The organism is Flavobacterium humi (assembly GCF_004745595.1).
Lineage (GTDB): Bacteria > Bacteroidota > Bacteroidia > Flavobacteriales > Flavobacteriaceae > Flavobacterium > Flavobacterium humi.
Genome location: NZ_SRLH01000001.1, coordinates 297716 through 310477 on the forward strand (window position 1 = coordinate 297716; position 12762 = coordinate 310477).

14 protein-coding genes are annotated in these 12762 nt (G+C 40.2%); 8 read left to right on the forward strand and 6 right to left on the reverse strand.

From position 1 onward, the window contains the following. Both E4635_RS01190 and E4635_RS01195 read right to left on the reverse strand, forming a co-directional pair. Positions 1 to 912 carry a hypothetical protein gene (locus E4635_RS01190; protein ID WP_135524785.1) on the reverse strand — a complete coding sequence of 304 codons (912 nt, stop codon included), beginning with the start codon at positions 910 to 912 and terminating at the stop codon, positions 1 to 3. Positions 913 to 919: 7 nt separating this feature from the next. Continuing rightward, positions 920 to 1369, reverse strand: a complete 450-nt coding sequence (locus tag E4635_RS01195) for a type I restriction enzyme HsdR N-terminal domain-containing protein (protein WP_135524786.1) — start codon at positions 1367 to 1369, stop codon at positions 920 to 922. Between the two features lie 46 nt (positions 1370 to 1415). Between E4635_RS01195 and holA the strand changes: the two genes are divergently transcribed. The 6 genes from holA (at position 1416) to E4635_RS01225 (ending at position 4573) form a co-directional block, all read left to right on the forward strand. Beyond that, positions 1416 to 2420 carry a DNA polymerase III subunit delta gene (gene holA / locus E4635_RS01200; protein WP_135524787.1) on the forward strand — a complete coding sequence of 335 codons (1005 nt, stop codon included), beginning with the start codon at positions 1416 to 1418 and terminating at the stop codon, positions 2418 to 2420. A gap of 123 nt (positions 2421 to 2543) precedes the next feature. Next, positions 2544 to 3008, forward strand: a complete 465-nt coding sequence (locus tag E4635_RS01205) for an Mpo1 family 2-hydroxy fatty acid dioxygenase (protein ID WP_135524788.1) — start codon at positions 2544 to 2546, stop codon at positions 3006 to 3008. 15 nt (positions 3009 to 3023) lie between these two features. Next, positions 3024 to 3470 carry a DinB family protein gene (locus E4635_RS01210; RefSeq protein ID WP_135524789.1) on the forward strand — a complete coding sequence of 149 codons (447 nt, stop codon included), beginning with the start codon at positions 3024 to 3026 and terminating at the stop codon, positions 3468 to 3470. A gap of 15 nt (positions 3471 to 3485) precedes the next feature. Next, the gene (locus tag E4635_RS01215) at positions 3486 to 3797 is read left to right on the forward strand and encodes a hypothetical protein (RefSeq protein WP_135524790.1); all 312 of its coding nucleotides are present in this window, start codon (positions 3486 to 3488) and stop codon (positions 3795 to 3797) included. A gap of 51 nt (positions 3798 to 3848) precedes the next feature. Beyond that, the gene (locus E4635_RS01220; protein WP_135524791.1) at positions 3849 to 4262 is read left to right on the forward strand and encodes a hypothetical protein; all 414 of its coding nucleotides are present in this window, start codon (positions 3849 to 3851) and stop codon (positions 4260 to 4262) included. A 134-nt stretch (positions 4263 to 4396) separates the two neighbouring features. After that, complete coding sequence (locus tag E4635_RS01225) at positions 4397 to 4573, forward strand: CAL67264 family membrane protein (protein ID WP_135525120.1); 177 nt, start codon at positions 4397 to 4399, stop codon at positions 4571 to 4573. Between the two features lie 90 nt (positions 4574 to 4663). Here E4635_RS01225 and E4635_RS01230 read toward each other — a convergent pair whose 3' ends face one another. Both E4635_RS01230 and E4635_RS01235 read right to left on the reverse strand, forming a co-directional pair. Further along, a complete protein-coding gene (locus E4635_RS01230; RefSeq protein ID WP_135524792.1) occupies positions 4664 to 5164 on the reverse strand; it encodes an SRPBCC family protein in 501 nt (166 codons plus the stop codon). After that, positions 5161 to 5481: an ArsR/SmtB family transcription factor gene (locus tag E4635_RS01235; RefSeq protein ID WP_135524793.1), complete on the reverse strand. Its 321-nt coding sequence runs from the start codon at positions 5479 to 5481 to the stop codon at positions 5161 to 5163. The genes E4635_RS01230 and E4635_RS01235 overlap by 4 nt, the downstream gene beginning before the upstream one ends. Before the next feature lie 324 nt (positions 5482 to 5805). On the opposite strand from E4635_RS01235, the gene ettA reads away from it, so the two are divergent. Both ettA and E4635_RS01245 read left to right on the forward strand, forming a co-directional pair. Beyond that, complete coding sequence (gene ettA, locus E4635_RS01240; protein WP_135524794.1) at positions 5806 to 7497, forward strand: energy-dependent translational throttle protein EttA; 1692 nt, start codon at positions 5806 to 5808, stop codon at positions 7495 to 7497. Between the two features lie 111 nt (positions 7498 to 7608). Then, entirely contained in the window at positions 7609 to 9804 is a 2196-nt protein-coding gene (locus tag E4635_RS01245) for an ATP-binding protein (protein ID WP_135524795.1), read from the forward strand. Between the two features lie 91 nt (positions 9805 to 9895). On the opposite strand, the gene E4635_RS01250 is transcribed toward E4635_RS01245, so the two are convergent. Continuing rightward, positions 9896 to 11824, reverse strand: a complete 1929-nt coding sequence (locus E4635_RS01250) for an OmpA family protein (RefSeq protein ID WP_135524796.1) — start codon at positions 11822 to 11824, stop codon at positions 9896 to 9898. A gap of 17 nt (positions 11825 to 11841) precedes the next feature. Then, positions 11842 to 12759 (reverse strand): PorP/SprF family type IX secretion system membrane protein, encoded by a 918-nt coding sequence (locus tag E4635_RS01255; protein ID WP_135524797.1) that lies wholly within the window; start codon positions 12757 to 12759, stop codon positions 11842 to 11844. Between the last annotated feature and the right edge of the window lie 3 nt (positions 12760 to 12762).

Sequence of the window (12762 nt, forward strand, 5' to 3'; positions counted from 1 at the left end):
TTATTTTGTTATGGGATATTTGGTTTCTTCCGTCCTGATCAGCGCATTCAATTCATCCGGGGTTACTTTTCGGGCGAATGCATCGGTAAAAACCTTTGTTATTTTGGTCGCCGTCGAAGCAGGGTATTTTGCCATGAATTCCTCAAATTCCTTTTGGCTTTCCGGATAGAGTGTCATGTTTTCATAATCGAAATTGGCGGTATTGTCTAAACCGTAGAGGTAATTGGTGAGGTAATCTTTGTACGCTTCCTTTGCTTCCGGATACAACATACTTTCCGGGTATTTGGCCAGGAAATTTTCCCAATTGATGACCCTGTCGGACACTTCTTTGAGAGAAATGACAAAACCGGCATCGGCTGCGTATAAAGTCGTATTGTCAAAGGCTTCCAGTTTGAGGTAAGCCACATAATCTTCCGGCAGGTCATTCTTGAAAATATCCAGGTAAAAATTAGGGACAGTGCGTATTTCGGCCATGCCTTCACCAATTTCCCATATTTCCACATTGGCTTTGGTAAACGATTTCACTTTGGTTTTCACAGCACCGGATAATACAATCCTGGCGGTTTTTTGATCGTAAAACTGGTAATATTCGTCCAGAATATTCGCATTGGCATCGTTCAGCTGGCCTATGATGGTTTCAATCTCCTGGCGGAAATCCTTATAGACGGACACGGCATTTTCCTTATTGAGTTTGGCTTTTGCCGCAGCTGTTTCGCTGACAATTTCAGAGGTTAATTTTTCCGTTTTCGAGACCTGGATTTCCCTTGGCGCTTTTTTTGCCGTTTCAGGATGTACAGGAGTGGTTTCTGTTGTAGTAGCCTCGCTTTCAGGTGCTTTTTGATCCTCTTTTTTACAGGAAAAAAACACAATACCTAAAAACAGGCATATAACGCTAACAACTATTTTTTTCATTCTTTTATTAAACTTTAGTAAAATCCGGAAGATCCCGTAAAAACTGATATTGTTCTTTTTCGAAATCCATCTGGCAAAAATAATGATTTAGTCCGTTGGTTACCATTAAATATTGCGATTCCAGCGCCATATTGTAACGGGCAATCTGATCGAAAGTGTTTTGGGAAATGGAAACTTCGGGCGCTTTGCATTCAATAAGGAGGAATAATGAGCCGTCAGGGCGGAAAACCACGATGTCATAGCGTTTGGTCAAACCGTTTACCTTTATGGATTTTTCTACGTTGATATAGGATTTGGGGTAGTTTTTATGCTGCAGCAGAAACTGGACCACATGCTGGCGCACCCATTCTTCAGGTGTAAGGATTACAAATTTTTTACGGATTTCATCAAACACAGCGATTTTATTTTCACTATTTTTGAGCCGGAATGAATACGCAGGGAAATTCAGTTTTTGCATATCGCAAAGCTATTATCAAATAACCAAATAAACAAATCGACTTATTTTGGATGAAGTTTTAAAAATCATAAAAGAAATTCAAGCCGGAAACATACGGCCGATTTATTTTTTAATGGGAGAAGAGCCCTATTATATTGATAAGCTGGCTGAATTCATAGAACAGAACATCCTCCAGGAACACGAACGTGATTTTAACCAAACGGTATTGTATGGGCGCGATGTTACGGTTGAAGATATTGTGGGTAATGCCAAACGTTTCCCAATGATGGCTGACCGCCAGGTGGTTATTGTCAAAGAAGCGCAGGAATTGTCCCGCACCATCGATAAGTTGGAGGCTTATGCCGAAAACCCGCAGCCAACCACGGTTTTGGTCATCTGCTACAAATACAAAACGCTGGACAAACGTAAAAAAGTAACCAAAGTACTCGAGAAAGCCGGTGTTGTTTTTGAAAGCAAGAAATTATATGAAAACCAAGTGGGAACCTGGTTGGTAAGAGTGTTACAAGGGAAGAAACTCAATATAGAGCCCAAAGCCGCAGCCATGTTTGTAGATTTCCTGGGGACAGACTTGAGCCGTATCGCCAATGAAATTGATAAACTGGCTATTATCCTGAAACCCGGCGCTACCATTACCCCGGCGATTATTGAAGAAAATATAGGCTTTAGCAAGGATTTCAACCCATTCGAATTGCGCAAGGCGATAGGCGAACGCAACCAGCTCAAGGCGTACCAAATAGCGGACCACTTTGCCCAAAACCCGAAAGATAACCCTATTGTGCTTACGATAGGCTTGGTATTTAGCTTTTTTTCGCAATTGCTGCAATACCACGGATTGAAGGATAAAAACCCTAAAAACGTAGCAGCGGCATTAAAAGTAAACCCTTTTTTCCTGAAAGATTACGATGTAGCATTGCGAAATTACCCTATGAAAAAGGTGAGTGCCATTGTTGGGACATTACGTGATATAGATGTCAAAAGTAAGGGTGTGGGTGCCAACGCCTTGCCTCAGGCTGATTTGCTAAAGGAAATGTTGGTGAAGATTTTTAGTTAACAATTATTTTGTATTAATTTGAAAATCAATGTATTGATTTAAATGATGCTTAAATAAATATTGTTTCTTTCTTTCAAACGAGAATATTTTATAATTTAGGGGAGAATTATAAATCAGGACACCATGAGGACCTTAGAACAATGGTTTGACGAATATGCCGTAAGCCATCAAAACCCGACAAACAAAGCCATTCATTACATTTGCGTACCGGCTATTTTCTTTTCAATTGTGGGTTTGCTTATGAGTATCCCCAGTTCTTTTTTAAGCAATTTACTTCGGTTAAACCAACCACTGATTGAAAATTGGGCATTTGTAGCGTTGCTGCCAGTGCTTATTTTTTATATCCGGTTGTCTGTCCCGATGGCTGCCAAGATTGGTATTTTTGCCTTTTTATGCCTCCTCCTTAATTTTTATATCGGAAAATGGATGCCACTTTGGGCTTTTTCTTTAATTGTGTTTGCCGTTGCCTGGATCGGGCAGTTTTACGGACATAATATTGAAGGGAAAAAGCCTTCTTTCCTAAAGGACCTCCAGTTCCTGATGATCGGGCCGGCCTGGGTCGTGCAGCATTTGTTTTCAAAAAAATAAACCTTCATAATAATTATGTTAACAGATACTTTACAGCAGTTTTTTGAGAGGGACCTCAATAAACTCAAACAGGAAATTGCAGCCTACACCAACGAAAAATCACTCTGGGAAATTGATAAAAACATTGCGAATTCGGGCGGTAACCTCTGCCTGCATTTAATTGGGAACCTCAATTGGTTTATCGGGGCCACTTTCGGGAAAACCGGATATGTAAGAAACCGCGAATTGGAATTTTCGCAGAAAAGCGTCCCTCGCCAGGAACTGATCAGGATGATTGATGAAACAATCCCGGTCGTAAAAAAAGGGCTTGAAGCCTTAACGGAAGAAGACCTGAAGGCCGATTATCCTATTATCGTATTTGAAAAAGCCACCACAACAGAACAGTTTTTGGTGCATCTTACGACACATTTATCGTACCATTTGGGGCAGATCAATTACCACAGAAGGCTTTTGGATATTTAAAATTTTTAAATTCAAATGAATGAAGAAGAAAGCACCTATCTCGGCATAGGTAAGAACATACCCGGCGCCCAGCAAAGCCAGATGTTCGGCAAATCTTGTTTTAAGAGCGGCGGAAAAGCCTTTATCTGTTTCTTCCAGTCGGCAATGGTTTTCAAGCTGCAAGGGGAAACACACCGGGAAGCGTTATCTTTGGAAGGAGCGCAGTTGTTCGATCCTTCGGGTAAAAACAGGCCTATGAAAGAATGGGTGCAGGTGCCTTTTGCTTTTCATCGGAAGTGGCCGGGCCTAGCCGAAAAAGCTTTGGAGTATGTAAACGATTCACAATAAGAATGCAAAAAGAGGTATCTTGCAATTACAAACCATCAAAAAACAAAACGTATGAACCCGATTTTTAGAAATATCCTGGCAGTTTTGGCCGGTATTGTGATAGGAAGTATCGTCAATATGGGCATTATAACCGTTAGCGGCTCTGTCATTCCTCCTCCGCCAGGTGTTGATATGACTACCATGGAAGGACTGAAAGCCTCTATGCACTTGCTTGAGCCCAAACATTTTATCTTTCCTTTCCTGGCACATGCTTTAGGAACATTGGTTGGAGCGTTAGTGGCGGCTCTTATCGCTGCTAATAACTATAAAAGAATTGCATTAGGAGTAAGTGTGTTTTTCCTTATTGGTGGAATTGCAAATATTGCCATGCTTCCGTCGCCCATCTGGTTTACGGTACTGGACCTGGCTGTTGCTTATATTCCAATGGGTTATCTAGGCTGGAAATTTGCCGGAGGGAAAAAATAAAGCAAGACACAAACCCGGAATTATCAATTACAGAATTGCCTTTTTAAATATGTTAATTATTTTCTAAAACAATAAAAAAAGCGATATTTGCGCCCTCGAATCTTCGAAATTGAATTTAATACGAAAAGAAAATGATGAATAAAAATACGGTATTGGCTTGGGCAACATTGATTATGATTGCAATGGGACTGATATTAATTGGCTTGGGGATTTTCAAGTATGATGATGTGGCCGGATGGGGTTTTGGCGCCGTTGGAATCGGTTTTTTGGCGAATGCCTGGGTTTTCAATGCCTTGAAAGGAAGGGTCTAGCCTTTGTTGAATCCTATTAATGACCTGGAAACTTTTAAAAATTAGGTATAAAAAAACGTTCCGATTTCCCGGAACGTTTTTTGTTTGAAATTACTTTTGGGATAGCGTTTTCAATAGCGCTTCCAAGTTGGCAACCGACATCGTAAAACCTTCTTTGAAACCCATTTCGATCATTTTTTCCATACGCTCAAGCGATTCATTGTAAATAGTGATACGAACGTTCGTTTTTCCGTTTTGTTCCGTAAATCGATAATCCCATTCTGATCCGGGCAATTGCGGATTTTCATTTTCATCGGCAAAAGCATTATGCATTTTGAAATTGGTTTTTGGCGCAATGGCACTAAATTCCTGTATGGCCCAATGTGCTGTTCCTTCCGGGCTAACCATGGCATAAAACCTTTTTCCGCCTTCTTCAAAATTCATGTATTTGGTTTTAGCTGTCCAAGGTTTTGGGGCAACCCATTGGTCTAATAATTCTGCTGTTGTAAACGCTTCCCAGACCAACGAAAGCCCGGCATCGAATTCCCTGTTAATAATTACCGTTTTTGTTGCGTTGTCAACGGTAAAATCTGATTGCAAGTTGTGGTTCATTTTTTCTGTTTTTTAATAGTTGCTAATAAATCGTCTAGTTGGCTGAATTTGGTTTCCCATATTTTTCTGAATTGTTCTAACCAAATGTCAATATCTTTCATTTTTTCCACTTCTAATTTGTAATATATTTCCCTTCCAAGTTGTTCCTGAGAAATCAAATCACATTCCGAAAGTATCTTTAAATGTTTTGAAACTGCTTGTCGGCTTGTTTCAAAATGTTCTGCTAAAGTGTTTGGCGTCATAGCCTGCAAGGCAATCAATGCTATGATAGCCCTTCGGGTTGGGTCTGCAATGGCTTGAAAAACATCTCTTCTCATTGTTCGGGTTTTAAATATGAAACTATATGGTTGCAAATATACGTGCAACTTTTTGGTTGCGCAAATTTTTACGGAAGTTTTTTCAGTACTTCCATTATCAAATGATTGTAATCCTAATATTCCGCCATCATCATTTGCATTTTTTTTATTTAAAACTATCTTTGTAGTCCTAAGATTTGCTTTGTGATAGGAATAAGTGAAGCCTTCTGTTTGAATAGCTATTTTAAAGTGGCAACTTTTAAATAAAAATTCGGATATTTAGGAAAGATTAAAAACAGTGTAAATCTTAAATAATCAAATAATTAATAAAAATTAAAATTTTATATGTCAGACGATAAGAAAGTGATTTTCTCGATGTCAAAATTGAGTAAATCGTATCAAGGAAGTGATAAACAGGTTTTAAAGAATATTTACCTGAGTTTTTTCTACGGAGCCAAAATTGGTATCCTGGGTTTAAACGGTTCGGGTAAGTCCTCATTATTGAAAATCATCGCAGGCGTAGATAAAAACTACCAGGGAGATGTGGTTTTCGCACCGGGTTACACTGTAGGTTATTTAGAGCAGGAGCCGCAGTTGGACGATACAAAAACGGTAATTGAAGTGGTTCGCGAAGGTGTTGCCGAAACAATGGCGCTTTTGGACGAATTCAACAAAATCAACGATATGTTCGGTTTGCCGGAGGTGTATGAGGATGCCGATAAAATGGACAAACTTATGGACCGCCAGGCCGCTTTGCAAGATAAGATCGACGCTTCAGGTGCCTGGGAAATCGATACCAAACTGGAAATCGCCATGGATGCTTTGCGTACGCCCGAAGCAGATACTCCGATCAATGTGTTATCCGGAGGGGAAAAACGACGTGTGGCCTTATGCCGCCTGTTATTGCAGCAACCGGATGTGTTATTGCTGGATGAGCCAACCAACCACTTGGATGCGGAATCGGTACTTTGGTTGGAGCAGCATTTGTCGCAGTACGCCGGAACGGTAATTGCCGTAACGCACGACAGGTATTTCCTTGATAATGTGGCCGGATGGATATTGGAACTTGACAGGGGAGAAGGTATTCCGTGGAAAGGGAATTATTCTTCATGGTTGGATCAAAAATCGAACCGTATGGCACAGGAGGAAAAAGTGGCGTCAAAAAGAAGAAAAACGTTAGAGCGTGAGTTGGACTGGGTACGCCAAGGTGCGAAAGGCCGTCAGACCAAACAAAAAGCGCGTTTGCAGAACTACGATAAGTTATTGAACGAAGACCAGAAAGAACTGGATGAGAAATTGGAAATCTACATCCCTAACGGACCTCGTTTAGGTACTAATGTGATCAATGCCAACCATGTAGCCAAAGCATATGGCGAAAAATTATTATACGATGATTTGAATTTTACGTTGCCTCAGGCAGGTATTGTTGGAATTATCGGGCCAAACGGTGCCGGTAAGACAACTATTTTTAAAATGATCATGGATGAGCTCAAACCGGACAGCGGTGAATTCGAAACGGGAGAAACCGTAAAAATCGCTTATGTAGACCAGTCGCATTCTAATATCGATCCTAATAAATCCATCTGGGAAAATTTCTGCGATGGCCAGGAGTTGATCATGATGGGCGGGCGCCAGGTGAATTCAAGAGCGTATCTGTCCCGATTTAACTTTGGCGGAAGCGACCAAAACAAAAAAGTGAACACATTATCAGGTGGGGAAAGAAACCGATTGCATTTGGCCATGACCCTGAAAGAAGAAGGAAATGTGCTTTTGCTGGATGAGCCAACGAATGATTTGGATATCAACACGCTTCGTGCCCTTGAAGAAGGTTTGGAAAATTTCGCGGGTTGTGCCGTAGTTATTTCGCACGATAGATGGTTCCTGGACAGGATTTGTACACATATCCTTGCTTTTGAGGGAGATTCCCAAGTGTATTTCTTCGAAGGCGGTTTCTCGGATTATGAGGAAAACCGTAAAAAACGTCTGGGAGATGTTGCCCCAACGCGAATCAAATATAAAAAATTGATCAGAAGTTAAAATAAAAGCGGCCAAAAAGGTCGCTTTGTTTTTATATAATAGGTTGCTTTTTAATTTTCTTCTGAATTTTATATGTATTTTTGAAGGAACTAATTCAGTTGAAATTTATTTATGGGAATAACATCAAATAGATTTTGCCTTATCTTATTGCTGATATCGTTTCAGTGGTGCTTTTCGCAAGAGCCCACCGTTTCCAAAAAAGATATCCAGTCCAAGATAAATGAAGCAAGCTTGGCCTTATCTGATTTAGATGCGGATAAATCGCTGCATTTATCACAAAAAGCGTTGGCAGAAGCAAATGCCATAAATGACAATGTGCTTATCGCAAAAGCCTATAATGTCATCGCTACCAATTTCCTTGAATTTTCAGACAGCAAAGAAGCCATTGTGTATTATAACAAAGCGCTTTACCATGCTAATTTAACGGATAATGACACGATTAAGGACTGGATCCTAAACAATCTCGGGAATGCCTATACTTATAAAGACATTGATTTTGACAAAGGAATCGATTATTACAAGCAAGGCTTGGTATACACCGAAAAAACCAAAAACCCAATCCAGATTACCTACAATGCCTTAAATATTTCAGGGGCTTATTTTGACAGGGAAGAATTTGACAAAGGGTATCCTTTTTTGGTGAAAGCCAGCAAATATATTGGGCTCCATGACGAAATCGAGGCAAGGATTACGCTTTTTTCCCAGCTTGGCGGTTATTACAGCCATTTGAAACAGAATGAGAAAGCGGAGGAAAACTTTAAAAGAGCGATTTCTTTCGGGGAACACGAAAAAACGGATTTGCTGGATTCCTATCTTGCGGAAGTATACAATGATTTCTCGAAGCATTATTTCAAAAATAAAAACTACGAACTGGCCTATCATTATTTGCAACTGTACCATGTCCTGGAAGATAAAATCTACAACCTGGAACGAAGCAAAAATGCCAGCAGTTATGAAAACAAGATCCAGATAGACGAATTCAAACGCCAGATCAGCAATATCGAACAGGAAAAAGAGCAAAAGACAAAAAGCCTTCAAAAGACGCAGATTATCGTTTTTTTGTTTGTGATTATCTTTCTTATTTTATTATTGCTGCTCTATAGTTTATTCAAAAACAACAATACTAAAAAGCAAAGCAACAAAGCGCTTCAGTTTGCCAACTATGAGCTTCAGATCGCTAAAGACAAAGCCGAAGAATCAACCCGGCTCAAATCGCAATTCGTATCCACGATAAGCCACGAATTGAGGACGCCGCTGTATGGTGTTGTAGGAATCACGGACATTATCGCCGATGAGCACCCGGAAATAAAGAACAGCCCGTACCTGAAATCGTTAAAGTTTTCCGCCCAATATTTACTATCGCTGGTAAATGATATCCTGCAGGTTTATAAAATTTCGGAAAAAAAAATCGTTTTGATCAATTCGGTTTTCAATCTAAAAGAAGAACTGAACGCTATTTTGGGAAGCCTGCAATTCCTGGCCTTTAAGAACAACAATGAAATCTGCCTGGAATTTGATGAAGACATCCCAAAATGCATCAATTCCGATAAAGTCAGGCTGTCGCAGATATTTATGAACCTGATTAGCAATTCCCTTAAGTTTACCGAAGAAGGAAATGTCATCATCAAGGCGAATCTTATGGAGAAAAAAGACAATGCCTGTGTCATTCATTTTGAAGTGATAGACAACGGGATTGGCATTTCCAAAGAAGACCACGAAAAGATATTCGAGCAGTTTGTGCAAATCGAACGCAGGGACGATGATTACCAGGGAACTGGCCTCGGATTGCCTATTGTGAAAAAATTGATCCAGCTTTTGGGTGGGGAAATACAATTGGAAAGTGAAGAAAAGAAAGGTACTAAGATCAGTTTTGACATTCGTTTTGAAATTGTTGAAGAAACTGTAAATCCCATTTCCAACGAGCAGGATACCCTTTCGAAACCAAGCAAAAAACTTCATGTGCTTTTGGTGGAAGATAATAAGATAAACCAGGTAGTCACCCAAAAGATCCTGGATGGTTTCGGGTATGTCACGACTATTGTCAATGGCGGTTACGATGCTGTTGCCATACTGAAGGAACAAAAATTCGATATCATCCTGATGGATATCAATATGCCAAAAATAAACGGTTTTGAAACTTCCATACTTATCCGCGGCCTGGAAATCACCACACCAATCATCGCGCTCACGGCATTTGACAAACAGGAAATTATGGGCCAGATAAAAAATTCAAGCATGAACGGAATCATCGTAAAACCTTTTGAACCAAGGGTCTTAAACGCCCTAATTATAGAATTGGTGGGATAAAACGAGCCTGCTTTTCAGCTAAAAACCTCCTGGTTCTGTAACAAGCCAGGAGGTTTTCTGCAAAAATAAAAGCAAGTAGTGAGAATTACTTTTACTGCATTTTGAGGACTTTAAAAATCGAGCGTCTGTTCAATTGGTGAGCCGCTTCGGAGCAATCTGCACCGTCTTTGCAATCATTGACAAGATTATATTCCCCGAAACCTTCATATTTTTTAATGCGTTTCGGATCTACTCCTCTTGAAATCAGATAATCATGTGTGGAATTAGCCCTTCTTACGGATAAGGCTTCATTGTATTTGAAACTACCGCGGCTGTCTGTATGCGAAGCAATCTCAATAGCCATTGTAGGATAGGTAATCAGCATAAGATCAGCGACTTTGTTTAATTCTACCGAAGCATCATAGCGTATGTTGTACTTGTCGAAATCGAAATAGATGTTTTCAATATTTACACCGGCCAATACATCGACATCCTGAACCGGATCAAGCTCAAAATCAACAATGACGAAGGTTTTCCCTTTTGAATTCCTTGTGTCACCAATTTTAGAAGGTTCCGCCATGTATTTCGGGTGTGATGCTTCCAGTGTGTAGGTAGTTTCCCGGTCCACATTGATGCTGTATTTTCCTTTGGCATCGGTAACCAAATCCGCAATCTGGTTGCCGTCTTTGTCTTTTATCACGATTTTGGCATCCTGTATCGGCATTTTATTGATGGCATCGGTTACGGTTCCTTTAATAGAAAAAAGCGGAACCCTGTCAAAACCGTATATATCATCATCACCCATGCCGCCTTCTCGGTTTGAGGCAATGAAACCGGTTTCGCCCGAATCATTCAAAAAGAATGAAAAATCGTCCATACTGGAATTTACAGGCATACCAAGGTTGATGATTTCCTGGATATTTCCTTCTTCATCTAAAATGGTCGTGAAGATATCCAACTGGCCGAGGCCCAGCAAACCGTCTGAGGAGAAAAATAAATTTCCATCGGAATGAACAAACGGGAAAAGCTCGTTCCCTTCGGTATTTACCTTATTGCCAAGATTCACAGGCGTTCCAAAGGATTCCCCGTCAACACTTACTTTGTAAATATCGCTTTTCCCAAAGCCGCCCGGCATGTCAGAAGCGAAATATAAGGTTTTCCCATCGGCTGAAAGACTAGGGTGACCTACCGAATAATTGGCATTGTTGAATGGCAATTCCTTGATATTTGTCCATTTATTGTCTTTGTCCAGGGTTGCGCGGTATATTTTAAGGTTGCTTGTCCCTTGGGCATCTTTTCCTTTTTTGTGGTCTGTAAAATTGTTTCGGGTAAAGTACAGGGTCTTTCCATCTTTGGAAAAAGAAACCTGCCCTTCGTGAAACCGTGTATTTACATCTCCTTTTAATTTTTCGGGTTCAGAAAAACTATCTCCGTTTCGGGTAAGCTGGAACAACTCCAAAAACGGCTGGCTGTTCCAGGAGTAGGTTCTTTTGATACCAACTCCTTTGTCCCTGCTGGAAGCAAATGTGATGACATTGTTTTTTTCTGTGGCACCAAAATCACTCAATTCGGAGTTGAACGGTACTGTTTTTGAAAAATATTGCTGCTTGATTTGATAGATGTTCGTAATGAAATTTTCATCTTCCATTATTTTCTGCACCCGTGAATCAATTACGCCCGTTTCCTTGTACTTGCTGATCCATATTTTGGATTCGTCATATTTTTTGAGCGCGCGCAGTGCCATCGCGTAATTCAGGTAATATTCAGGATCTACTTTTTCCTGTTTGACTACATCTGCATAATATACTGCTGCATTTTCCGGGTCGCGAAGCATCGAATAACAATCGGCCAGGCGTCTTTTGGCGTAATCAGCATTGTAATTATTTGCCAACATTTCTTTGTAAACATCAATCGCTTTTACGAATGAAAAACTATTGTACAAAGCATCTGCTTTCTTTTGTTTCCCAAACTGGGCCGAAGCCGAAGGGATATTTCCAAAAACTAAAACAGATATCAGAATATATTGTAAGACTTTTTTCATAATTCAATCATTTTAGGTTAGAAATAGCGAGGTGATTTGTATTTCGATTTATCGAATTTGAAATCGAAAATGAGGAAAATCTCATGGGAGCCGCTGGTGTAAGGTTTGATTTTGGATATAGGATAATCATAGGCATATCCTATACGGAACTGGTCTGTTATGGCAAAATCCACTAATGCGCCAGCTGAATCATCAAAACGATAAGAGCCGCCAATCCAAAGTTTTTCATTAAATAGAAAGGAGAGCGTCGCGTCGTAGGACATAGGAGATCCTTTGGTGTATTTTACCAGGCCTGTCGGACGCATTTTGATACTGCCTTCCTGGTTAAGATCGAAAACATATCCGGCAATTCCATAAAAGTGAGATTGTTCCAATGCTACATAATCCCCGGTTTTATTGTAATCGTTTTCTACCAGTTTTGGAGAAGAAACTCCAACATACCATTTTTGCTGGTGAAGGTAAAGCCCTGCCCCGATGTTTGGTGTCCAGCGATTAAGTTTGTCTTGGAAATACGGGTCATTGTAAACATCCGGATCATTAAACAGGACCTCATCTATTTTATAATGGCTGAAACCTCCTTTAATCCCAAATGCAAGCTTTGTCTGTTCGCTTAAATTGATAGTGTATGAGAAATCTGCGTATACATAACTAAAGTTTTCATAACCCAACCTGTCGTTTATAAAAGAAAGCCCTACACCAATGTGTTCGTTTCTTAACGGAGTATGGGCAGAAAGTGTTTGTGTGGTAGGACCTCCGTCAAAACCAACCCATTGGCTTCGGTGGAGCCCTACGATGGATAATGCTTCCCGGCTTCCTGCATAAGCAGGATTTACCGAGATAGTATTATACATATATTGTGTGAACTGCGGTGTTTGCTGCGCTATCGCTCCAAACACATTTAGAACTATAATGATTGTTACATATATATTTTTCATAAC

What these genes read in the sequence shown, in the direction of transcription:
- E4635_RS01255 (WP_135524797.1), bottom strand. Translation starts at nt 12,759, where the DNA reads ATGAAAAATATATATGTAACAATCATTATAGTTCTAAATGTGTTTGGA.
- E4635_RS01225 (WP_135525120.1), top strand. Translation starts at nt 4,397, where the DNA reads ATGAATAAAAATACGGTATTGGCTTGGGCAACATTGATTATGATTGCA.
- ettA (WP_135524794.1), top strand. Translation starts at nt 5,806, where the DNA reads ATGTCAGACGATAAGAAAGTGATTTTCTCGATGTCAAAATTGAGTAAA.
- E4635_RS01210 (WP_135524789.1), top strand. Translation starts at nt 3,024, where the DNA reads ATGTTAACAGATACTTTACAGCAGTTTTTTGAGAGGGACCTCAATAAA.
- E4635_RS01245 (WP_135524795.1), top strand. Translation starts at nt 7,609, where the DNA reads ATGGGAATAACATCAAATAGATTTTGCCTTATCTTATTGCTGATATCG.
- E4635_RS01195 (WP_135524786.1), bottom strand. Translation starts at nt 1,369, where the DNA reads ATGCAAAAACTGAATTTCCCTGCGTATTCATTCCGGCTCAAAAATAGT.
- E4635_RS01220 (WP_135524791.1), top strand. Translation starts at nt 3,849, where the DNA reads ATGAACCCGATTTTTAGAAATATCCTGGCAGTTTTGGCCGGTATTGTG.
- E4635_RS01190 (WP_135524785.1), bottom strand. Translation starts at nt 912, where the DNA reads ATGAAAAAAATAGTTGTTAGCGTTATATGCCTGTTTTTAGGTATTGTG.
- E4635_RS01250 (WP_135524796.1), bottom strand. Translation starts at nt 11,824, where the DNA reads ATGAAAAAAGTCTTACAATATATTCTGATATCTGTTTTAGTTTTTGGA.
- E4635_RS01215 (WP_135524790.1), top strand. Translation starts at nt 3,486, where the DNA reads ATGAATGAAGAAGAAAGCACCTATCTCGGCATAGGTAAGAACATACCC.
- E4635_RS01230 (WP_135524792.1), bottom strand. Translation starts at nt 5,164, where the DNA reads ATGAACCACAACTTGCAATCAGATTTTACCGTTGACAACGCAACAAAA.
- E4635_RS01235 (WP_135524793.1), bottom strand. Translation starts at nt 5,481, where the DNA reads ATGAGAAGAGATGTTTTTCAAGCCATTGCAGACCCAACCCGAAGGGCT.
- E4635_RS01205 (WP_135524788.1), top strand. Translation starts at nt 2,544, where the DNA reads ATGAGGACCTTAGAACAATGGTTTGACGAATATGCCGTAAGCCATCAA.